Origin of the sequence: Amycolatopsis sp. DG1A-15b (assembly GCF_030285645.1) — a bacterium.
In the GTDB taxonomy this organism is placed as follows: Bacteria; Actinomycetota; Actinomycetes; order Mycobacteriales; family Pseudonocardiaceae; genus Amycolatopsis.
Window position 1 is genome coordinate 2,581,971 of record NZ_CP127296.1, and the last position, 22,437, is coordinate 2,604,407.

Sequence of the window (22,437 nt, forward strand, 5' to 3'; positions counted from 1 at the left end):
GATGCCGGGTGCGGTGTTCACCTTCTACTCCTACAAGGGCGGGGTCGGCCGGAGCTTCACGCTGGCCAACATCGCCGTGCTCCTGGCCCGGTGGGGTCACCGCGTGCTCTGCCTGGACTGGGACCTCGAGGCCCCCGGGCTCGGCGACTACTTCCGCCCGCGGCTGCCGGCGGCGCCGAGCGGCGGTGTGGTCGACATCGTCGACGACTTCCGCCACGGCCGGTTCGCGCCGGAAGCCCACGTCCAGCGGCTGGCGGACGGCGGTGTGCTCGACTTCGTCGCGGCCGGCCGCGACGAGCCCGGCTACGTCGCGCAGGTGCAGGAGATCGACTGGGACGGCCTTTACGACGACGGGTTCGGTGAATACCTCGAGAAGTGCCGTGAGCAGTGGGTCGCGCGCTACGACTTCGTCCTCATCGACAGCCGCACCGGGATCTCCGACATCGGCGGGATCTGCACGGCGCACCTGCCGGACCACCTGGTCCTGCTGTTCACCGCGAACCGGCAGAGCATCCTCGGCGCGGTGGAGGCGGCCCGGCGCGCCGACGCGGCGCGCAACCTCCTGCCGTTCGACCGCTCACGGCTGACCGTCCTGCCGGTGCTGTCGCGGTTCGACAACCGGGAAGAGTACGACCGGTCGGAGACCTGGCGCCGCCGCGTGGTCGACGAGACAGCCGAGCTGTACCGGACCTGGCTCGACCAGACGGTCGAGCCGGCCACGATGGCCCGCCACCTCACCCTGCCGTACGTGTCGTACTGGAGTTTCGGCGAGCAGCTGCCGGTGCTGTCGGAACAGACGCCGAGCGCCGACCAGATCGGCTTCGCCCTCGAGACGGTCGCCGCCGTGATCGCCTGCCGGCTCGACCGGACCGATCTGCTGGCCGAAAACCGCGATGCCTACGTGGCTTCCGTCCGATCGAGCCGGCGGGAGTTCCACCACGACCTGCGGGTCAGCGTCCCGCGCTCGTCCGTCGGCACGGCGAACGAGCTGGTCGCCGAGCTGGAGAAGCGGGACGTCCGCGCGGTGAAGTCACTCTCGGGCGATCGTTCCCTGCTGGCGCGGGCCGAGGACGACGCGCGGCACCTGTGCCTGGTCGTCGACGGAAAAGTCAGCCGCTGGCAGGCGGCCGAAGTCGAGCTGTTCCTGCACCGCACCCTGGGCCAGGACCGCCGGGTGATCCCGATCCTGACGGCGGGCACCGACGCGTCGTCGCTTCCGGGTTACGTCGGGAACCTCCGCTACCTGCGCCTGAGCCGTTCGCGCGGGCCGGCCGAGGTGGCCCGCGATCTCGTCGGCCAGTTGAAGGGCTTCACCCCGCTGGTCGACGCCGACGACGATCTCGACCTCCCCGCGCTCCTCGCGCAGGCCCGCGGAACCCGGCTGCGCCCGTCCCGGTGGGACCTCGTCGACGAGCTGGTCACGGCCTTGCAGGCGGCCGTCGGCGCGGGCGACGGCGGCCGGACCCGCGACCTCGCGACGGACCTTGCGGTGGCGGTGAAGCCGCGTTCCCCGAGCGGCGACGACCACCACGCGGCCCCGCCGAGCGTCCGCCGGTCGATCGACTGGCTCCTGCGGACCCTCGACACCCGCGCCCGGACCACCACGAAACCGAACCACCGGAAGGATCTCGGATGACCGACCGCCTGAAGCACAAGGAAACCGCAGCGATGTTCACGCTGATGGTGCTGGGCCGCGAGGTGCCCAATCAGGAGCTGGAGGAGGTCGTGGGATTCACCCTCACCGGCAAGGAACGCAGGGGGCTGAACGAGCTCGGGTACGTCGAGAGCGATCAGACCGGGAAGAACAACAGTTTCGTGCACGTGTTGAGTGACAGCGGTTGGGCTTGGTGCGAAAAGGAGCTCGCGGCGGGCGGTCCGCCTCCGCCTCGGGGACAGAGCACGCTCGCTTCTGCGCTGTATGTGCTGCTCGGCGGCTTGAACGGGTATCTGGAGCGGGAGAACCTGCGGCTGTTTCAGCTCTTCCGCCTAGCCGAGGTCCCACCCGCACCAGCCGACGAAGCGGCTCCGACCGGCAATCTCGAAGACCGCATCCGGGTTGCCTACCGCGAACTCGTGAAGGAACCTCGCGGCTGGGTCGGTCTGGTCGATCTCCGGCCGAAGCTCGGCGCGCCGGCCGCGGAGGTCGATGCCGTGCTGAAGGAACTGAGCCGGGTCGGGAAGGTGCACCTGATTCCTGAGGACAACCGCAAGGCGCTGACCGCAGCCGACCACGAGGCGGCGATTCGCATCGGCGGTGAGGACAACCATCTGCTCTCGATCGAGGCGTTGTGATGGACGAGCTCAAGGCGCTGGCGACACTCAGTTTCGACTGGGCGGACACTCCCGACCACATTTGGCGGGACTCGCCCTACCACGTGGACGGCTTGCACGCCGACGCGCTGGCCGCACTCGACACGGGCATCCGCGACGCCGCGATCAGCGACGGGCCCAGCCCCATCGGGCTCGTCCTCCGCGGGCTGAAGGGGGTCGGCAAGACGCATCTGCTGGGGCTTGTCCGCCGCCAAGTGCACCGCTCCCGGGGATACTTCTTCCTCGACGACGTTACTGCAGCGGAGGCGTTTTGGGAGAACACGACCGCGGCACTCCGCGGCGGGCTGGCGTGCCCGGATGATTCGGGTGAGTCGCAACTGAAGAGCTTCCTGCGGCGGGTGTGCCTGCGCGCGCACGTGGACGCCGCGGCCGAGGAGCGGATCCGGCGTGGGCGTGGGCTCACTGCTGACGACGTCGAGGCGTTCGTGGACGGAGTAGCGTCCCTCGACGAGAGGGTCGCCGATGAGTGCGGGGACACCGCACGTGCCCTCGTGCTCATCGCCTCTCGGGACCCGAAGGCCAAGTACATCGGCGACGATTTCCTGGACGGAGACGAGCAGCTCACGCCGGAAGCCCGGCAGTGGAACATCTACTCGAAGCCGAAACCGGCTCGGGTTCTTGTGCGGGAGATCGTCCGCCTGCTCGCCCTGACCGGACCGGTGGTGATCGCGGTGGACCAGCTCGACGAGCTCGTCTCCTGGTCGACGAAGCTCACTCAGGAGACCGGGGATTCCGCCGAGGAAGACCTGCTCGTGGCGCGGATCGCCGATGGTCTCATGGGGCTGCGGGAAGTCACCCGCAAGACCCTCACCGTGCTGACCTGCCTGCCCAGCACCTGGGATCAGATCAAGCGGAAGGCGACGGGGACCGTGCCCGACCGCTTCCGCGAGTCGGTCACGCTCGGCCGGATCATCGACGCCGAGGTCGGCCGGGCGCTGGTGGCGAAGCGGCTCGGAGTGGCCTACCAGGCCATGGGATTCGCTCCGCCGCACCCGACCTGGCCCGTCGCGCCCGTGGCGTTCGCGGAACCCTGGGAGCAGTGGACCCCGCGGCAGCTGCTCAAGCGCATCGGCGCGCACATCGAACTCTGCCTGCGCGCGGGGCAGGTCCAGGAGCTCACTTCATTCGACGAAAAGGTTGCGGTGCCGGTCGCACCGGCGCGCACCGCGGTCGAGACCGACCGCTTCGCCGAACTCGACGCCGAATTCGAGAAACTGCAGGCCGAAGCGGATCCCGAGAAGCTGCTCGCCGAGAAGACCGTGGACAAGGTGATGCCCGATCTGCTGTCCGCGGCCCTGCGGTGCTGGGTGACCGAAGTCGGAGACGATGACCTCGAGTGGTCGTGCGAGCGCCAGAACGGGCGGGGCGAGCTGCACGCCTGGCTCTCCCGGACCCTCGACGAGAAGGCGGACCTGAAGGAGCACTGGGCGTTCCGGGCGATCGCGGCCCGGGATCCGCGGGCCGCGCTGAGCCGGTTCCGGAAGGCCAGGTCCGAGGCAGGCCAGCTGCAGGGGGCCGACAACCGGCACCTCGTCATCCTGCGGGACGCCTGGCGGGGCGGGATCAAGACGAAACAGGAAGTCGAGAAGTTCACGGCCGCGGGTGGCCGGACGATCCGGCTGCCCGAGGCCGATGTGAGGGCTTTCTCGGCGTTGCAGAAGATGCTCGGCACTGGCGGGCGGGAAATGCACGAGTGGCTCATCGACCGGCGGCCCGCGAGCCGGTCGGAGTTGTTGTCCGCGGTGCTGCCGGAAAAGCCCTCGGGGCAGCCGGCCGAAGGGACCCACCCACCACCCGCCGACGGTGAGATCACGCTCGGCACCGTCGTCGGCTCGGGGGAGCCTGTGCGTCTCGGGCTCTCCGCGCTGCGCAAGCACGCCGCCGTCTTCGCCGGGTCCGGTTCCGGGAAGACCGTGCTGCTCCGGCGGGTCGTCGAGGAGTGTGCGCTGCAGGGCGTCTCCGCGATCGTCCTGGACCCCAACAACGACCTCGCGCGCCTCGGGGACGCCTGGCCCGAGCCGCCCGGCGGCTGGAAGAACGGTGATGCCCAGCTGGCCAAGCGGTACCTCGCCGAGACCGATGTCGTCGTCTGGACGCCGGGGCGGGCGACCGGGCGGCCGCTGGCGTTCCGGCCCTTGCCCGACTTCGCCGGCGTTCTCGACGACACCGACGAGTTCACCGCGGCCGTCGAGGTGGCCGTGGCGACGCTCGCGCCGCAGGCCCGGCTGACCGGCAGCACCGCCAAGGCGAACATCGGGCTCGCGGTGCTCCGGCAGGCGGTGATCCACCACGCGCGGACCGGGTCGCGCAGCCTTCCGGACCTCGTCGAGCTCCTGTCGGACCTGCCGGAGGACGTCAGCAACCTCAACGACGCCCCGCGCATCGCGGCCGGCCTGGCCGAAATCCTCAAGGCGGCCATGGTCAACGACCCGCTCTTCGCCGGTGGTGGCGAACCGGTGGATCCGGGTGCGCTGCTGACCCCGGCAGCCGGCAAGCGGGCCCGCGTCTCCGTGATCAGCTTCGTCGGGCTGCCCGCCGAAGAACAGCGGCAGAACTTCGTCAACCAGCTGCAGATGGAACTGTTCGCCTGGATCAAGCGCCATCCCGCGGGCGACCGGCCGCTGGGCGCGTTGTTCGTGATGGACGAAGCCCAGACGCTGGCGTCCTCCGGAAGTCTCACGGCGAGCACGCGCAGCACGATCGTGCTCGCTTCCCAGGCCCGCAAGTACGGTCTCGGGCTGCTGTTCGCGACGCAGGCACCTAAGGGGTTGCACAACCAGGTGGTCGGCAACGCGATGACGCAGTTCTTCGGCCGCCTCAACAGCCCGGCCCAGATCGCGGCGGCCAACGAACTGGCCCGCGCGAAAGGCAGCCCGGTCGCGGACATCTCCCGGCTCGAACGGGCGCAGTTCTATGTGGCGGGGGAGGCCTTCGGCTTCCGCCGCGTGGCGACGCCGCTGTGCCTGTCCCACCACCCGGCCAGCCCGCTTCGCCTGGAAGAGGTGATCGCTCGGGCACGGGCCGGGCAGTGACCGTGGTGGCTCCGGCGCGGGGCCGGAGCCACCACCGTCAGGCCAGCCGTGGCGGAAGCACAACGAGCACCCCGGTGCCCGTGCTCGCCACCGGAACGGAAAAGCGCTCACGCCGGGCCTTCGGCGTAGACGTTGCGCGAAGGGTGCAGCTGCTGTCCGAGGTCGGTGTGGAAGCGGCCGGATTCGCAGGGCAGGCCGAGCAGGATGCGGCGGGCCGCTTCCCCGCACAACGCGCCGCCGAGTGCCACGCCGGAAGCCGGCCGGGGCCAGCTGCTCAGCGTGCGCCCCGGCTCGCCGGACGACGCCGCCGGCTCCGGGCTGATCCGGCCCGCGTCCACCATGGCCAGGACGAGCTCGGTCCTGGCCCGCGCGGTCAGGTCGAGGACGTCGACCGACTTCACGTCGCCGAGCAACCCGTGCAGCAGCGGGCGGTCGGGTTCGCGGTCGAAGCGTTCGACGTCGAGCACGCCGCGGTCGTTGCCGTCCATCACGACCGGGATGCCGAGGTCACGCGCGTACTCGCGGGCCGCGATCTTCACCCACGGCGTGTCGCACCCCTCGACGAGCAGGTCGAGACCACCCGCGAAGAACCGCTCGATGGTCTCCGGCGTCAGGCCGGCCCGCTCGATCTCGATGTCGAGGTAGGGGTCGACCTCGGACATCTGCCGGGCCGACAGCACCGCCTTGTCGACCCCGAGGTCGTGCAGGCCGCCCCGCAGCCGGTTCAGGTCGGACAGCCCGAAACCGTCCAAGTCGGCCAGCCGGAACGCGCCGCCGATGCCTTCGAGCGCGAACGTCAGCGCCGCGCTGTTGCCGGCGGACAGGCCGATGACGCCGATCCGCTTGCCGAACAGCCGCTGCCGGTCGGGCCACTCGATCCGGCCCCGGTTGCGGTCGGTGCGGACCAGCCGGAACTCTTCGCGCGGCAGCACGTGCACCAGCCGTCCGGACCACGGGTACCAGGCCCAGGTGCCGTACTCCCACGGCTCCGCGCCGGCCAGCTGCTCCCGCTTCTTGCGCTCGATCCCCACCCGGTCGCGGCACTGCGGTTCACGGCTGCGGACCAGCTCGGTGAGCTGGTCGTCGATCGTGTCGTGCACTTCGCGGACGTTCCCGGACGCGAGCAGGGCGTCGAGCTCGGCCGCGGTGTGCAGTACCGGCCGCCACGTTTCGCGATCCGGTGAGGTGGTGCCGGTCGGCGTCACCCGCGCGGCGCGGCGCACCGGCGGCACGGGGAGCAGCGGGGCCGCGCCCGCCGCCGCGATGACGGGGAACTCGTCGCGCAGCCGCGTGACCAGGTCGTGGTGCCGTCCGGCGCCGTCGGCGACGCGGTGCAGCATGATCACGACGTCTTCGGTGTACTGCGGGACGTACCGGCGGGTGCCGCGGACCGGCCGGAAGCCGAACCGCTCGTGGAACCGGTCCTGGCCGTCCTTCGTGCCGGACGTGCCGATCATCGCCCGTGCGCCGAGGTGGTGGGCCGCGCCGATCGCCAGCGCGTTGAGGTGGAGCCCGAGCCCGAGCTTGCGGGCCCGGTGCTCGACGACCGGCCTGCTGTGCTCGAACACGTCCGCGGCGCCGAAGCCCTCGCCCGCCAGGAGTTCCTCGTAGCACCGGTCGCCGAGGAAGTCGCGGGACTGGAACCGCGCGCCCGTGTCCGGTGTGGACAGCCGGATGTACCCCAGCGGCGGGCCGCCGGGACTGCGCCGGGCGATGAAGTGCCAGGCGCCGAAGTCGAGGTCCTGGTCGTCGGCGTGGGTGCCGTCCGCGCGGAGGAACGCGGGACGGTGGCCGTGGTCGAACAGGATGCGGGCGCGCAGGCCCCGGACGGCGTCGAGCATCGGACGGCCGTCGTCGCCGGGCCGCGGTCCGAGGAACGCGGTGACGTGCCAGTCCGGGGTTTCCGGCGCGGGGACGCCGAGGTGGTCCAAGGGGGTCAAGTCTCGCCTTTTCTCCGGAAGTGCCGGACGGCAACGGAACGCCGCCCGGGAAAAGGCCCCGGCCGGGGGAACGCGAGTGGTCCGGACCAGAGCGGCGGAACGGTAACAGGGCACCGGCGCACCGGACCGATGACGGCGGCGAGGCCGGGAAAACCTTTACCCGGGCGGGAGATCTACTTCGCGTGACTTCGGTGGCGCTCGCGGTGAAGATCGACAGCGGTGATCCACTCGAAGGGGTGGTGGATGATCTCCGAACGCGGTGGGCGGCGGAAGGTGCCGGTCCGGCTGCCGGTGGCGGCGCCCGGACGTTTCACCCCGGCGGGGGAGAGCACCGCCGGAGCCGTGCTCACCGGCCGTTCCCGGCCGCCGGTGCCCGGCATCGAGGGGCCGGGCACCGGCGCGGATCAGCCGGCTTCCGGGAAGTGGATGTCGGTGACGTGGACGTCGACGACCTCGACGTCCAGGCCGAGGTACTGCTCGACGGCGTCGATCACCGCGACGCGGATCTGCTCGCCCACCGCCTTGACCGCGTGGCCGAACTCGACCACCACGGGGATGGTGACCCAGGCGACCTCGTCGGCGAGCTCGACCGTGATGCCGTCCCCGGCGACGCTGTGCACACCCTCGGCCTGGCTCGCGATCCGCGTGACGATCTTGCCGACCACCCCGTCGGCCACCGTGGTGCTGCCACGGCTGCCCGCGGCGGGCCGGGCCACGGCGGGCGCGGCGTCGGCGATTGGCGCGGCCGCCACCGCCGGTGCGGCCTCGGTGACGACCGGCTCGGCGTCCGCAACCGGCTCGGTGTCCGCGACCGGCTCGGCCGCGACGGCTTCGATGACCGGCTCGTTTTCCGCGACCGGCTCAGCGACCGGCTCGGCTTCGGCGATGTCCTCGGCCGCGTTCACATCCGTGTCGTCGTCTTCGGTGTCCTCGGCGACCGCCTCCTCGTCGGTGCCGGTCGCGTCCTCTTCGGCCTGGTCGCCGTCGACGGCTTCGTCCTCGGCGGTTTCCGTGGCGCTTTCGGTCTCCGGTGCGGAATCCACCTCCTCGACGACACCCGCCTCGTCGGTCTCGGGAGCGCTTTCGGCGGGCACCTCGGCGACCTCCGGTGCGGGCTCGACGGCGCCGTAGGCGTACTCGCCCGAGCCGGTGGTTTCGTTCTGGGGGCGGCCGAAGATGCTGTTGATGACGTCGGACATGGTTTCCCTTTCCGGGAGCGACGACTACCTGTGGGGACAGCAGACGGCGACATGATAGGGGGCGGCCCGTGACCTGCGTCACGGGCCCCCTGCCTTCGAGACTCGCTTGTGTCCCAACGGATATCCGGCACCAGCCGGGGTGATCACCGTCCGTCAGACCGGGTTCGGCGAACAGTCACCACCCGGTGGAAATCACGTCCTGGAATTGTCGTCTTTTCGGCGCTTGACGATTTCTAGCCGTCGTTCCGGAAAAGGCCGGGAGGAACGCTCGAACCGAGCGCCTGGTACCCCGCCGGGTTCAGGTGCAGGTGGTCGCCGACGTCGTAGGCCGGCAGCAGCCGGGACGGGGCCGCGGGGTCGCGGGCCACCTTGTCGAAGTCCAGCAACGCGTCGAAGTGGCCCGGCTGGCGGATCCACGCGTTCACCCGCTGGCGAGCCTCTTCGCGGGCCGGGTCGTCGTAGGCGGTGTTGCCGCCGAAGGGGGTGATCGTGGCGCCGTACACGCGGATGTCCTGCGCGTGGGCGCGGACCAGGATCTGGTCGTACGCGTCGATCAGCTGCGCCGCCACGTCCGGCGCCGCCGCCGGGGTGGCCGTGCCGATGTCGTTGACGCCCTCGAACACGATCGCCCACGAAACCCCGCTCGTGGACAGCAGGTCGCGGTCCAGGCGGGCCAGCACGTTCGGGCCGAGGCCGTCCTGCAGCACGCGGTTGCCGCCCGCCGCCTGGTTCACCACCGAAACGCCGTGCAGGCGCGCGGCCAGCACGTTCGGCCAGCGGTCGTTCCCGTTCGTCGTCGACCCGCGGCCGTCGGAGATGGAGTCGCCGATCACCGCCACCGCGGACGCCGGCGACAGCACCTCGATGCCGCTGAGGAAGTACCAGTGGTCGACCGGCGTCGCGCCCGGCAGTTCGGTGTCGGAGACGTGGTTGCCCGCCAGCAGGTACGACGTCGTGCGCGAGCCGGGGTGCGAGGTGATCGACGTCGAAGCCTGGCCGTGCGCCAGGTACGCCGTCACCGCGATGTTCTCCAGGGTTCGCACCGGGAAGGGCAGCGGGTCGGACACCACCTGGGCGCCCTGGGGGACCACCGTCGAGGACTTGCCGTGGAACGTCACCGGGAGAACGCTGCCCGGCACCACCGCGGAGACGCCGGCCGCTCCGGAAACCGGGCGCGCCACCGACACCGCGGTCAGCGGCAGCGGTGCCCCGCCGAAGGCGTTGGAGAACCGCAGCCGGATCCGCGGGCCGCCGGCCGTCACCTGCGCCGTCTCACGCAGGGACGCGTTGTCGAGCACCCGGTCGGTGCCGGTGAAGGGCGCCGGTGGCATGTTGCCCGGCTCGGTCAGCTGGGGCATCGACGTCCACGTCGCCACCCAGTGCGCAGGCGCGGGGTGGCCGGACGCGCCCACGAAGAGCACGGTCAGCACGGCCAGGAAGAAGATCACCAGAGGACGTCTCATAACGAGAACTCCGGGGTCAGGACCCGGTCGGCGCCGACGACGCGGCGGGACCCGGTCAGCGTGCAGTGCAGGGTCGTGACGATCTGTTCGCTCGAAGTGCCCACCCGCAGCTCGACGTCGCCGGGGTCGACCTGCCGCTGCCGCGCGCGCCCGGTGTAGGATGTCAGGTCCGCGTGCAGGCCGATCTCCAGGACGCAGGTTTCGCCAGGGGGCAGGGAAACCCGGCGGGCCGCGATGAGCTGGCGCTCCGGCCGCGCCACCTCGGCCACCGGGTCGTGCAGGTAGACCTGCACGACTTCCGAAGCTTCGCGATCGTGGTCGTTGCGCAGGGTCACCCGCACCCGGCAGACACCGTCGGTCGGCCAGAGCGAGCCCGTCGCGCTGACGTCCAGCCAGGTCGCCGGCGCGTAGGACAGCCCGTGCCCGAACGGGAACAGCGGCGAAGGATCCACTGTGGACACCTCGCTGCGCCGGCCGAGCGGCGCGGCCAGGTACGTCGACGGCTGGCTCGCCCCGGCCGCCGGGAAGCTCACCGGCAGCCGGCCGGCCGGGTTGATCCGTCCGCTGAGGACGTCGGCCAGCGCCGCGGCCCCTTCTTCGCCGGGGTAGAACCCGCAGACGACCGCGGCCAGCCGCGGGAGCTGCCGGGACAGCTCGTACGGCCGTCCCGAGAGCAGGACGAGGACCACCGGCTTGCCCGTGTCCAGCAGCGCGTCGAGGAGTTCCTCCTGGCGGCCCGGCAGCCGCAGGTCGGCCGCGTCGCAGCCTTCACCGGACGTTCCGCCGCCGAACAGCCCGGCCCGGTCGCCCAGGACGGCCACGCACACCGACGCGTCCGCGCACGCCGCCACGGCCTGCGCGATCCCGTCGTCGTCCCCGCCCGTGACCGGGCAGCCCAGCGCGTAGGTCACGTCGTAGTCCGAGCTCAGCGTCTCGCGCAGGGTCGGCACGGAGACGCCGAACGGGACGTCGGGGTGGTGGACGCCGACGTGCAACGGGAAGGAGTAGCAGCCGAGCATCGCGCCGGGCGTGTCCGCGCGCGGTCCCACCACCGCGACGCGGCCGCCGGGGGAGAGCGGAAGCGTGCCGTCGTTGTGCAGCAGCACGATCGAGCGCTCGGCCACCTCGCGGGCCAGCGCCCGCGACTCGGCGTCGTCGAGGTCGATCTCCTCGGGGACCTCCGGTGCCCAATCGGCGTCGAGCAGGCCCAGTTCGCACTTCTGGCGGAGCACCCGTTCGAGGGCGCGGTCGACGGCGGCGACCTCGACCGCGCCCTCTTCCACCGCGGCGAGCAGCGGCTCGCCGTAGCAGTCCATCGTCGGCAGTTCGACGTCGATGCCCGCGGTGAGCGCCTGCCGGGCGGCGTCGGCGCGGTCGGCCGCGACGCCGTGCAGGCGGTGCAGGAACGCCACGGAGAAGTAATCGGCGACCACCGTGCCGTCGAACCCGTAGGTGTCCCGCAGGAGGTCCGTCAGCAGGGCCGGGTCGGCGGCGGACGGGAGGCCGTCGGTGTCGGTGTAGGCGTTCATCACCGACCGGGCGCCGGCGCGCAGCGCTTGTTCGAACGGCGGCAGCAGGACGTCGGCGATTTCCCGCGGACCGGCCGAAACCGGCGCCAGGTTGCGCCCGGCGCGTGAAGCGGAGTACCCGACGAAGTGCTTCAGCGTGGCCACGATGCCGGCCGACTCGAGGCCGGCGACGTACGCGCTGCCGATCGTCCCGACGAGGTAGGGGTCTTCGCCGATGGTCTCCTCGACCCGCCCCCAGCGCAGGTCGCGGGCCACGTCGAGGACCGGCGCGAGCCCCTGGTGCACGCCCAGTTCGCGCATGGTCCCCCCGATGCGCGCCGCCATCCGGTGGATCAGGTCCGGGTCGAACGTGGCGCCCCACGACAGCGGGGCCGGGTAGATCGTCGCCTGCCACGCGGCCAGCCCGGTGAGGCATTCTTCGTGCACCACCGCGGGAATCCCGAACCGGCTGCTGGCGACGATCTGCCGCTGGGTGCGCGCGAGGCTGTGCGCCCCGATCACCGGGTCGACCGGCCGGGTGCCGAACGCGCGGGTCAGCTGCCCGATGCCGTGGCGGACCAGGTCGTCGAAGTCGACCGCGGCGTCGACGAAGTCGTGCTGGTGCGGGGCCATTTCGCCCCCGGAGTCGATGCCGACCCAGACCCCGTAGAGCTGGGCGAGCTTCTCGCGCAGGGTCATCCGGGCCATCAGGGCCCGGACGCGTTCGCCCGGGTCGGCCGCGGGGTCGCGCCACGGCTCTCCGGCCGTGGTGGGCTGCGTGGTCAAGGCTTTTCCGCCCTTCGTCTGGGGGAGGAGGTGAGGAGGAGGAAACGGTTCAGGGGAGGGCGCGGGTCGAGTGCCGCACCACCAGGCCGGTGGCGAGCGTGACGTGGGTCCGCTCGACCTCGTCGCCGTTGATCAGGGCGATGAGCATGCGGATGGCCCGGTGCCCCATCTCGCGGATCGGCTGGTCCACAGTGGTCAGTGGCGGGCTGCAGAGCGCCGACTCGGGCACGTTGTCGAAGCCGACCACGGAAAGGTCGTCGGGCACGGCGAGCCCGAGCTCGCGGGCGGCGCCCACGGTCGCGATGGCCGAGATGTCGTTCGCGGCGAACACCGCGGTCGGCCGGTCCGGGCCGGTCAGCAGGGCGTGCGCCGAGGCCGCGGACACCTCCGGGTCGTAGGCGCCGATCCGGATCAGGTCTTCGTCCGGCGTGATGCCCGCGGCCGTCAGGGCACGCAGGTACCCCGTCTTCCGCAGTTCGGCCGACTGCAGGTCGGGCCGGCCGGAGAGGAACGCGATCCGCCGGTGCCCCAGCTCCAGCAGGTGCTCGGTGGCCAGCTGTGCGCCACGGAGGTTGTCGGAGTCGATGGTCGGCAGGTGCGACGGCCCGGTGTGCGGGTCGACCGCGACGACCGGCGTGCCCGGCACGGCTTCCAGCGAGACGGCGGGGGTGACCAGCACGGCACCGTCGACGAGGGTGCCGCTCAGCCGGGAGAGGTAGCGCTTCTCCCAGCCCACCGGGTCTCCGGTCCGCCCGCCCGCGGAGTACACGACGAGTTCGAAGCCGCTGCCGCGGATGGCGTCCGCCGCGCCCTTGAGCAGCTCGGTCGAGAACGGCTCGAGGTCGGCGACCAGGATGCCGATGACGTTCGTCCGGTGGTTTCTCAGGCTCTGCGCCACCAGGCTCGCTTCGTAGCCGAGCTCTTCGATCACGGCGCGGACTCGCGCGAGCGTCGCGGCGGAGACGCCGTAGCGCTCGTTGATGACCTTCGAAACCGTGGCCACCGAGACGCCGGCCCGGGCGGCGACGTCACGGATGGTCACCCTGGAACTGGGCTGCATCGGCTCAGACTAGCCATAGAAAACGTTATCGACAACGATTGACATCGCATTTGTCCCGGGAGCAGACTCTTCGCCAACCCGGGCGCAGTGCCGCCCCGTCCAACTCGGCCGAAGTCGTCAGGAGTGGACCCACAATGTTTGTGAAACGCCGGAACACCGTTCTCGCCGCGTTGGCGGCCGTCGTCCCGCTCGCGCTCGCCGCGTGCAGCGGGGGGAGCGATACCCCCGCGCAGCCGAGCGGCCCGGTCACCTTGACCTGGTGGCACAACGGCACCACCGATCCGATCAAGTCGATCTGGGAGAAGGTCGTCGCCGATTACCACCAGGCGCACGGCGACGTCACGATCAAGGCCCAGCCGCTGCAGAACGAGGACTTCAGCACGAAGGTGCCCCTCGCCCTGCAGTCGGCCGAGCCGCCGGACATCTACCAGTCCTGGGGCGCGGGTGACCTGGCTTCCCAGCTGACCTCGGGCAAGGTCGCCGACATCACCGACTTCACGAAGTCGTGGATCACCCAGACCACCGGCACGTTCGGCGAGAACTGGCAGGTGGACGGCAAGCAGTACGGCGTGCCGTTCGAACAGCACTTCGTCGGCTTCTGGTACCGCAAGGACCTCTTCCAGCAGGCGGGGATCACCACCCCGCCGAAGACCATGGACGAGCTGAACACCGCTGTCACGCAGCTGAAGGCCAAGGGCATCGCGGCGATCTCGGTCGGCGGCAAGGACCGCTGGCCGGACGCCTTCTACTTCAACTACTTCGCCGTCCGGGAATGCTCGGTCGACGTGCTCAAGAAGTCGGTGAAGGCGGTCAAGCTCGAGGACCCGTGCTGGACGAAGGCGGGTCAGGACCTCAAGAACTTCCTGGCCACCGAGCCGTTCCAGACCGGGTTCGCCGGCACGCCCGCCCAGCAGGGCGCGGGCAGCTCCGCCGGCCTGGTCGCCAACGGCAAGGCCGCGATGGAACTGCAGGGCGACTGGGAGCCCGGCACGATGTCGTCGCTGACCGAGGACAAGGACCTGGACTCGAAGGTCGGCTGGTTCGCGTTCCCCTCCGTCGCGGGTGGTCAGGGCGACCCGAACGCGGTGCTCGGCGGCGGTGACGGGTTCGCCTGCACCACCCGGGCGTCGAAGGCGTGTGCGGACTTCCTGCAGTACCTGGGCAGCGAGCCGGTGCAGACGCAGCTGGCCGCGCAGGGCGCGGGCCTGCCGGTCAACACTGTCGCCGCGAAGGCGCTGAAGACCGACACGCTGCGGCAGGTCTACGAATACGGCACGAAGGCGCCGTACCTGCAGATGTACTTCGACCGGGCGTTCCCGACGGCGGTCGGCGCCGCGCTGAACGACGCGGTGGCCAACATGTTCGCCGGCCAGGGCACCCCCGAAGGCATCGTGACGGCCGTCAACCAGGCCGCGGCGGGCAACAAGTGACCACGGCCACGACCCCGGTGCGGACGGCCGCGAAGCCGTCCGCACCGGCGGTCACCGCCCGTAAGCGCCGGCCCGGCCGGCGCAAGCGGCTCGAGCTGGCGCTGCTGCTCGGACCCGCCCTGCTGCTGTTCACCGGGTTCGTCCTGGTGCCGATCGGGATCGCGGCGTTCTACAGCGTCTTCAACTGGAAGGGGTTCGGCCCGCTCGACGACTTCGTCGGGTTCAAGAACTACGCCGATGCCTTCGACGGCACGGTGTTCCAGAGCGCCATCGTCCACAACCTGATCATCGCCGGGTTGTCGATCGTGGTGCAGCTGCCGCTGTCGATCGGCCTGGCGCTGCTGCTCAACCGGAAGCTGCGTGGCCGCGCGGTGCTGCGTGCCCTGGTGTTCGCGCCGTACGTCCTCTCCGAAGCGATCACCGCGGTGATCTGGGCGCTCATGCTGCAGCCGAACGGGTTCGCCGACCAGACGCTCCGGGGGGCCGGGCTCGGCGGGCTGGTCCACAACTGGCTGGCCGACCCCGGCATCGTGCTGTACACGATGTTCGCGGTGATCACCTGGAAGTACATCGGCTTCGGCATCATCCTGCTGCTCGCCGGGCTCCAGGGGGTGCCCGCCGAACTGCGCGAAGCCGCGGCGCTCGACGGTGCCTCGGCGTGGCAGACCACCCGGCACGTGGTGCTGCCGCTGCTCGGGCCGACCATCCGGATCTGGATCTTCCTGTCGGTGATCGGCTCGCTCCAGCTGTTCGACGTCGTCTGGATCATGACGCAGGGCGGCCCGGCGAACGCGTCGACGACGATGGCGACCTACCTGATCGACCACGGCTTCAAGCGCTACGAGTTCGGGTTCGGCTCCGCGGTGGCGGTGATCCTGTTCGTCATCTGCTTCGTGTTCGCCCTGCTGTACCAGCGGTTCGCGCTGCGCCGCGACACCCAGGGGGCCCTGACCAGGATGGTGGGCTGATGCGCTCCGGCAAGTTCGGCCTGTCGATGGGCTACCTCGCGGCGATCGTGGTGGTCGGTGTGACCGTCGTGCCGCTGCTGTTCGTGGCGCTGGGCGGGTTCCGCACCAACGCGCAGATCAACACCGACCCGGCCGGGCTGCCGGGGCCGTGGGTGTTCGACAACTACGCCTTGGTGCTCGGTTCGAGCGCGTTCTGGACCTTCCTCGGCAACAGCGCGCTGATCGCGGTGATCGCCACGGCGCTCGCCGTCGGGCTCGGCTCGATGGCCGGGTACGCGCTGTCGCGCTACCAGTTCAAGGGCCGGGAGGCGTTCTACACGCTGTTCACGCTCGGCCTGCTGTTCCCGATCGGGGTCGCGACGCTGCCGCTGTACCTGTGGCTGCGGCAGCTGGGCCTGCTCGAGAGCTTCTGGGGCGTGGCGATCCCGGAGGCGGCGTTCTCGCTGCCGGTGACGATCGTGATCCTCCGGCCGTTCATGCACGCGATCCCCGGCGAGATCGAGGACGCGGCGGTGCTCGACGGCGCCACCAGGATCGGCTTCTTCTGGCGCATCCTGCTGCCGCTCTCGACGCCGGCGTTGACCACGGTCGCCGTGCTCGCCTTCGTCACCAGCTGGAACACCTACCTGCTGCCCCTGTTGGTGTTCAACGACTCCGCGCACTTCACGCTCCCGCTCGGCGTCGCGATGTTCCAGTCCGCGTACTCCCAGGACACCGCCCGAGTGCTCGCGTTCACCGCGTTGTCGGCGATCCCCGCGCTCGCGTTCTTCGTGCTCGCCGAACGGCGCATCGTCGGCGGGCTGACCGGATCCGTCAAGGGCTGACTCAGGAGGTCTCCCGTGCCGTCCGAGGTACACCGTCGTGCCTTCCTGCACCTGCTCACGCTGGCCGGGGCGGGGTCCATGGCCCTCCCGGGACTCGCCGAAGCCGGGACCGGATTTCCGCTGGTGTCGCGGGGAAAGGCCGCGACGATCGTCGTCGGGTCGGCTGACTTTCCCGGCGTCCGCCGGGTGGTCGGCGACCTGGCCGCCGACGTCGAACGCGTCACCGGGGTGCGGCCCGCGGTGTCGTTCGACGTCGTCCCCGCGCACGGCCCGGTCGTCGTGGTCGGCACCCTGGGCCACAGCCCGCTGGTGGACGGGCTGGTCGCGGCCGGCAAGCTCGACGTCACCGGGATCGCGGGGAAGTGGGAGACGTCGCTGAGTCAGGTCGTCGACGGCCGCTTGGTGCTCACCGGCAGTGACCAGCGCGGCGTGATCTACGGCGTCTACGAGGTGTCCCGGCGCATCGGCGTCTCGCCCTGGTACTGGTGGGCGGACGTACCGCCGCGGCGGCAAGCGGAGCTGCACCTGCCGCGCGAGCGGTTCAGCCTCGGCACCCCGCACGTGAAGTACCGCGGGTTCTTCATCAACGACGAGAACCCGGCGCTCGGCACCTGGGCCCCGGCCTTCTTCGGCCCGGGCCAGGCGCCGGGCTTCCCGAACGGCTTCAACCACCTGTTCTTCGCGAAGATCTTCGAGACCATGCTCCGGCTGCGGGCCAACTACCTCTGGCCGGCGGTGTGGGGGCGCGCGTTCGCCGAGGACGACCCGCTCAACCACGCGACGGCCAAGGAGTACGGCATCGTCATGGGCACCTCGCACGAGGCGCCGATGATGCGCGGGATCGAGGAGTGGAACCGGCACGCGGTTCCCGCGGTCCGCGACGCGGCCGGGAACATCACGACCCCGGGGCACGACCCCTACGGCGGCACGGGGGAGTGGAGCTTCCGCCGCAACGGCGAAGCGATCAAGGCCTACTGGACCGACGGCATCCGCCGGATGGTCCGCGAGGACTTCGAAGGCGTCGTCACGCTCGGCATGCGCGGCAACGGCGACGTCGGCCTGCCCGACGGCGACGGCATCGAGCTGATGCGGGAGATCATCGCCACCGAACGGGAGATCCTCGCCCGCGAGACGGGCCGGGACCTGACCACGGTGCCGCAGGTCTGGACGCTGTACAAGGAAGTCCAGCGGTACTGGGCGAAGGGCCTGCGGCCGCCGGACGACGTCATCGTGGTGTTCACCGACGACAACTGGGGCAACATCCGCAAGATGCCCGACCGGTCGCTGCCGCCGCACCCCGGCGGGTACGGGCTCTACTACCACTTCGACTACGTCGGCGGCGGCCGCAACTACAAGTGGGTCGACACGACGCTGCTCGCGAACACGTGGGAGCAGCTGCACCAGGCGTACGCCTACGGCAACGACCGGCTGTGGGTGGCCAACGTCGGCGACATGAAGGGCAACGAGCTGCCGCTGCAGTTCTTCCTCGACTACGCCTGGAATCCCGATTCGCTGCCCGTCGAGCGGCTGTCCACGTGGGAGCGTCAGTTCGCCGAGACGAACTTCGGCGCGGTCCTGGCGGCGGAGATCGCCGGGGTGCTGCACGACTACGGGCGCCTGCAGTCCCGCCGCAAGCCGGAGCTGCTCAACCGGCGGATCACCGTCGACCCGGCGAAGGACCCGGCGACCGCCGACGCGATCACCTACGACGATCAGATGACGCCGTTCAGCCTGGTCAACTACCGCGAGCTGGACCGGGTCACCGACGAGTGGCACGACCTCGCGGCGCGGGCGTCGAAGATCGGCGCGCGGCTGCCGAAGGCATTCCAGGACGCCTACTACGAGCTGGTGGGGTACGAGGTCGAGGCATCGGCCAACCTGTACGCGCTGCGGCGGGCCGAGTTCACGAACCTGCTGTACGCGGCGCAGGGCCGGGCCTCGGCCAACGGCCTCGCCGCCGTCACGGAGGCCCGCTTCTCCGACGACCTCGCGCTGGCGGAGAAGTACAACACCGGCATCGCCGGCGGGAAGTGGAAGGGGTTCCAGACCCAGCCGCACATCGACTACGGCGACGTCGCCCGCTACGGCCCGAACGCGCCCTGGCAGCAGCCGGAGCTGAACAACGTGGCGCTGCCGGACGTCATCTTCCCGGCGGTGCGGCGCCTCGACCTGCCCGCGGCGGCGTCACTGGGGGTCGCCGTCGACGGCTCCCCGGACGCGTGGCCCGGCGCGGCGGGACGGCCGGCGCTGCCGGAGTTCAGCCCGTACCAGAGCGCGCCACCGCAGTACATCGACGTCTTCAACCGCGGGCGGACGCCGTTCCGCTGCACCGTGACGACGAGCGCGCCGTGGGTGGCGGTCGAGCCGCGGGGCGGCCGCGTGGAGGAGGAGCTGCGCATGACCGTGCGGATCGACTGGTCCCGGGTGCCGAAGGGCACCACGACCGTGCCGATCACGGTGTCGGGTGCGGGCAGTTCGGTTGTCGTGGACGCCGTCGTGCGCAACCCGGAGCTGCCGCCGCCGTGGCGACGCGGTTTCGTCGAGGCCGGCGGGTACGTGTCGATGGAGGCCGAGCACTGCAGCGCGAACGTCGGCACGGCGGACGCCGGGTGGCGGCGCATCCCGGACATCGGACGGACCGGGGCGGGGATGACCCCGTTCCCGGTGACGGCGGCAGGCCGCGCACCGGGGACGGGGCCGCGCCTGGAGTACCGGATGACGCTGTTCACGACCGGGACGGTGACGGTGTGGGCCTACTTGTCCCCGCGCAGCAACGTGCTGTCCGGCGACGGGCTGCGGTATGCGGTGTCGTTCGACGACGCGGAGCCGCAGGTCGTGAACATCACCAAGGCGACGGGGGCCGACGACACGTCCATGAACCGCCAGTGGGAGCGGACGACGTCGGACAACGTGAACCTGACGGCGACACGCCACGAGATCGGGACGGCGGGCCCGCACGTGCTGAAGTTCTGGATGGTCGACCCCGCGGTGATCGTGCAGAAGCTGGTGGTCGACACCGGAGGGCTGCGGGCGAGCTATCTGGGGCCGCCGGAGAGCACCCGGTGGCCGTGGTGAGCGGCGGGCCGGGCCGGCCGGCCGCGGCAGAACAGGGGCGCTGGCCGGCGCCGCGCCCGCCGGCCGTGGGTCAGCCCCGATCGGCCGCCCTACCGCGCTCCGCCGGTGAGCACCCGGTAACCCCGGTGAGCCGGGGCCGCCGTGCTGTGGCGGACCACCAGGCTCGTCGCCAGCTCCAGCCGGTGGCTCTCCGGATCGACCCCGCGGGCCAGCGAAATCGCCAGCCGAGCACCGGCCGCCGCCATCTCCTGCAGCGGCTGGCGGACCGTGGTCAGCTCCGGGGTCAGCCAGCGGGCGATCGGCAGGTCGTCGAAGCCCACCACGGAAAGGTCGTCCGGGATGCGCAGCCCCGCGTCGCGGGCCGCCTCGTACACGCCGAGTGCCTGCAGGTCGCTGCCGGCGAAGACCGCCGTCGGCCGGTCGGGGAGGGTGAGCAGTGAAGCGAGTTCCCGGTAGCCGGCCCGGACGTGGAAGTCGCCGCGGCGCACCAGGGCCGGGTCGAACGCCAGCCCGGCCGTCTCCAGCGCCGTGCGGTACCCGTCGATCCGGGCCCGGCTGCACAGCACTCCCTCCGGCCCGCCGATCATCGCGATCCGGCGGTGGCCCAGCTCCACGAGGTGCCGGGTGGCCGTCAGCCCGCCCTGCCAGTTCGTGGCCCCGATCGAGGGCGTCTCCGGTCCCGGCGCGCCGGCCGGGTCGACCACGACCAGCGGGATGTCCCGGGCCCGCAGCTTCGCCAGCTGCCCGCCGGTGAAGTCGGAGCACACCGAAACGATGCCGACCGGCCGCCGGGCGAGGACGCTCTCCAGCCAGCTCTGCCCCGGCGTGTGCCGGCCCGACGATTCCGCCAGCACCACCGCCATTCCATTTTCGCGGGCGACGCACTCCACCCCGCGGATGATTTCCAGTGCCCAGGTGCTTTCGAGTTCGTGGAACATCAGTTCCAACAGCCGGGAACGGCGGGAACGTTCGTCGGCGCGGCGCCGGTAGCCGTATTTTCCGATGACGGCTTCGACGCGGGCGCGGGTGCTTTCGGCGACGTCGGGACGGCCGTTCAGCACCTTCGAAACTGTCGGGACGGAGACGCCGGTCTCGGCGGCGATCCGGGCGATGGTCACCCGGGTCTCGGTTGGTTCGAGCTCGTCAGACTTCGTTGTCATGAAGGAGATTCTAGGTCATCGAAACCTGATTTGAAACGGTTGGAAAGTTTCGGAGAACCATTGCCTCGCGGAGGATGAAGATGTCGGGAAGAATTCCTAAGAAACGCGTCCTGATGGCGGTTGTGGCCACTCTGGGTATTGCCGTGTGGCAGGCGCCGGCGGCTTCGGCGTCGGTCCCGCTGCAATACACCACGAACCGTTACGTCGGCAGTGCGGTGGCCGCGGCGTACCTGGCTTCGGAAACCGATTACCGGGCGGTGCTCACGCGGGAATTCGACAACGTGACGCCCGAGAACGAGATGAAGTGGGGCACGGTCGAAGCCGTGCGGGGCCAGTACGACTGGTCCGGCGCGGACGCGATCGTCGAGTACGCCCGGCGGCACCACAAGACCGTCCGCGGCCACACGCTGGTCTGGCACTCCCAGCTCCCGGACTGGGTCGCCGCGCTGCCCGCCGACGAGCTCCGCCGGGTCCTGCGCGACCACATCACCACGGAAGTCAAGCGGTACAAGGGGAAGATCCGCGCCTGGGACGTCGTCAACGAGATCTTCAACGAGGACGGCACGCGCCGCGACACGGTGTTCCGGCAGAAGCTCGGCGACGGCTTCGTCGCCGACGTCTTCCGCTGGGCGCACGCGGCGGACCCGGCGGCGAAGCTCTACATCAACGACTACAACGTCGAAGGGATCAACCCGAAGAGCGACGCGGTGTACGACCTGGTGAAGACGCTGCGGCGGCAGGGCGTGCCGATCAGCGGCGTCGGCATCCAGGGGCACCTGTCGATCCAGTACGGCTTCCCGGGTCAGTACCGCGAGAACCTGGCGCGCTTCGCCAAGATCGGCGTGGAGACCGCGGTCACCGAGGCCGACGTCCGGATCCCGACTCCGGCCGACGCGGCCAAGCTCGCCACCCAGGCGAGCTACTTCGGTCAGCTGTGGGACGGCTGCCACGCGGTCCGCAAGTGCGTCGAGTTCACGACCTGGGGGTTCACCGACCGGCACTCGTGGGTCCCGGACGTCTTCCCGGGCGAGGGCGCGGCCTGCCTGTTCGACGAGAACCTGCACCCGAAGCCGGCGTACTTCCGCCTCAACCCCTGACCGGACCGGGACGCAGCCCGCGCTCGGCGAGCGCGGCGAGGATGCGGGGGACCGCATCCAGGGTGGCCGGGCGGCCTTCGTGCATGAGCACGACGCCGCCCGGCTGCACCTGCCCGGCCGCGGTGACGATCTCGTCCGCGGAACAGCCCGCCCAGTCGCGGGTGTCGACGCTCCACAGCACCTCGGTGAGCCCGTGGGCCGCCAGCACCCGGGCGACCGAGGTGTCCGTGTCGCCGTAGGGCGGCCGGAACAGGGCGGGCCGGATCCCGGTCAGCCGGGTCAGGAGGTCCTGCGTGCGCCGGACCTCCTGGTCGCGGGCGGCCTCCGGCAGCGTGGTCAGCTGCGGGTGGGTCCACGTGTGGTTGCCGATCGCGTGCCCCGCCGCGGCGATCGCCCGGACGAGGTCCGGGTGCGCCGCGGCGTGCTCGCCCCACAGGAAGAAGGTCGCCCGCGCGCCGCCGAGCGCGGCCAGCAGCGCCGGCGTCGTCTCGGGGTACGGGCCGTCGTCGAAGGTCAGCGCGACCGTGTCCATCGCTTCAAGATCACCGGAACCGGGACCGGAGG

At 71.1% G+C, this 22,437-nt stretch carries 16 protein-coding genes; 8 read left to right on the forward strand and 8 right to left on the reverse strand.

Annotated elements, in window-relative coordinates:
- The first annotated feature begins 1 nt into the window (after nucleotide 1).
- The 3 genes from QRY02_RS11770 to QRY02_RS11780 are packed head-to-tail and all read left to right on the forward strand — an operon-like array spanning nucleotide 2 to nucleotide 5,363.
- Nucleotides 2–1,636, forward strand: a complete 1,635-nt coding sequence (locus QRY02_RS11770; RefSeq protein ID WP_285991559.1) for a KGGVGR-motif variant AAA ATPase — start codon at nucleotides 2–4, stop codon at nucleotides 1,634–1,636.
- Nucleotides 1,633–2,292 carry a hypothetical protein gene (locus QRY02_RS11775; protein ID WP_285991560.1) on the forward strand — a complete coding sequence of 220 codons (660 nt, stop codon included), beginning with the start codon at nucleotides 1,633–1,635 and terminating at the stop codon, nucleotides 2,290–2,292. Before QRY02_RS11770 ends, QRY02_RS11775 begins: the two co-directional genes overlap by 4 nt.
- Nucleotides 2,292–5,363 carry an ATP-binding protein gene (locus QRY02_RS11780; protein ID WP_285991561.1) on the forward strand — a complete coding sequence of 1,024 codons (3,072 nt, stop codon included), beginning with the start codon at nucleotides 2,292–2,294 and terminating at the stop codon, nucleotides 5,361–5,363. Before QRY02_RS11775 ends, QRY02_RS11780 begins: the two co-directional genes overlap by 1 nt.
- 107 nt (nucleotides 5,364–5,470) lie before the next feature.
- Here QRY02_RS11780 and QRY02_RS11785 read toward each other — a convergent pair whose 3' ends face one another.
- The 6 genes from QRY02_RS11785 to QRY02_RS11810 all read right to left on the reverse strand — a co-directional run bounded on the left by QRY02_RS11785 (nucleotide 5,471) and on the right by QRY02_RS11810 (nucleotide 13,319).
- Nucleotides 5,471–7,303 (reverse strand): ThiF family adenylyltransferase, encoded by a 1,833-nt coding sequence (locus tag QRY02_RS11785; protein ID WP_285991562.1) that lies wholly within the window; start codon nucleotides 7,301–7,303, stop codon nucleotides 5,471–5,473.
- A gap of 173 nt (nucleotides 7,304–7,476) precedes the next feature.
- On the reverse strand, nucleotides 7,477–7,653 hold the full coding sequence (locus tag QRY02_RS11790) for a hypothetical protein (protein WP_285991563.1): 177 nt from the start codon (nucleotides 7,651–7,653) through the stop codon (nucleotides 7,477–7,479).
- Between the two features lie 54 nt (nucleotides 7,654–7,707).
- Nucleotides 7,708–8,502 carry an Asp23/Gls24 family envelope stress response protein gene (locus QRY02_RS11795; protein WP_285991564.1) on the reverse strand — a complete coding sequence of 265 codons (795 nt, stop codon included), beginning with the start codon at nucleotides 8,500–8,502 and terminating at the stop codon, nucleotides 7,708–7,710.
- A gap of 233 nt (nucleotides 8,503–8,735) precedes the next feature.
- A complete protein-coding gene (locus QRY02_RS11800) occupies nucleotides 8,736–9,965 on the reverse strand; it encodes an SGNH/GDSL hydrolase family protein (RefSeq protein ID WP_285991565.1) in 1,230 nt (409 codons plus the stop codon).
- A complete protein-coding gene (locus tag QRY02_RS11805; RefSeq protein WP_285991566.1) occupies nucleotides 9,962–12,259 on the reverse strand; it encodes a beta-xylosidase/alpha-l-arabinosidase in 2,298 nt (765 codons plus the stop codon). Before QRY02_RS11805 ends, QRY02_RS11800 begins: the two co-directional genes overlap by 4 nt.
- 49 nt (nucleotides 12,260–12,308) lie before the next feature.
- Nucleotides 12,309–13,319, reverse strand: a complete 1,011-nt coding sequence (locus QRY02_RS11810; RefSeq protein ID WP_285991567.1) for a LacI family DNA-binding transcriptional regulator — start codon at nucleotides 13,317–13,319, stop codon at nucleotides 12,309–12,311.
- 134 nt (nucleotides 13,320–13,453) lie between these two features.
- Between QRY02_RS11810 and QRY02_RS11815 the strand changes: the two genes are divergently transcribed.
- From QRY02_RS11815 to QRY02_RS11830, 4 genes are read left to right on the forward strand one after another with little or no spacing between them, the layout of a single operon-like run.
- Nucleotides 13,454–14,749: an extracellular solute-binding protein gene (locus tag QRY02_RS11815; protein ID WP_285991568.1), complete on the forward strand. Its 1,296-nt coding sequence runs from the start codon at nucleotides 13,454–13,456 to the stop codon at nucleotides 14,747–14,749.
- Nucleotides 14,746–15,717 (forward strand): carbohydrate ABC transporter permease, encoded by a 972-nt coding sequence (locus tag QRY02_RS11820; RefSeq protein ID WP_285991569.1) that lies wholly within the window; start codon nucleotides 14,746–14,748, stop codon nucleotides 15,715–15,717. Before QRY02_RS11815 ends, QRY02_RS11820 begins: the two co-directional genes overlap by 4 nt.
- Nucleotides 15,717–16,541: a carbohydrate ABC transporter permease gene (locus QRY02_RS11825; protein WP_285991570.1), complete on the forward strand. Its 825-nt coding sequence runs from the start codon at nucleotides 15,717–15,719 to the stop codon at nucleotides 16,539–16,541. The genes QRY02_RS11820 and QRY02_RS11825 overlap by 1 nt, the downstream gene beginning before the upstream one ends.
- 15 nt (nucleotides 16,542–16,556) lie before the next feature.
- Complete coding sequence (locus QRY02_RS11830; RefSeq protein ID WP_285991571.1) at nucleotides 16,557–19,616, forward strand: glycosyl hydrolase 115 family protein; 3,060 nt, start codon at nucleotides 16,557–16,559, stop codon at nucleotides 19,614–19,616.
- Nucleotides 19,617–19,705: 89 nt separating this feature from the next.
- Here the strand turns inward: QRY02_RS11830 and QRY02_RS11835 are convergent, their stop codons facing one another.
- Nucleotides 19,706–20,776: a LacI family DNA-binding transcriptional regulator gene (locus tag QRY02_RS11835; protein ID WP_285991572.1), complete on the reverse strand. Its 1,071-nt coding sequence runs from the start codon at nucleotides 20,774–20,776 to the stop codon at nucleotides 19,706–19,708.
- Between the two features lie 113 nt (nucleotides 20,777–20,889).
- Between QRY02_RS11835 and QRY02_RS11840 the strand changes: the two genes are divergently transcribed.
- Nucleotides 20,890–21,873: an endo-1,4-beta-xylanase gene (locus tag QRY02_RS11840; protein ID WP_285991573.1), complete on the forward strand. Its 984-nt coding sequence runs from the start codon at nucleotides 20,890–20,892 to the stop codon at nucleotides 21,871–21,873.
- Here QRY02_RS11840 and QRY02_RS11845 read toward each other — a convergent pair.
- Nucleotides 21,863–22,405 (reverse strand): polysaccharide deacetylase family protein, encoded by a 543-nt coding sequence (locus tag QRY02_RS11845; RefSeq protein ID WP_285991574.1) that lies wholly within the window; start codon nucleotides 22,403–22,405, stop codon nucleotides 21,863–21,865. The two genes, QRY02_RS11840 and QRY02_RS11845, sit on opposite strands and share 11 nt — an antisense overlap.
- Between the last annotated feature and the right edge of the window lie 32 nt (nucleotides 22,406–22,437).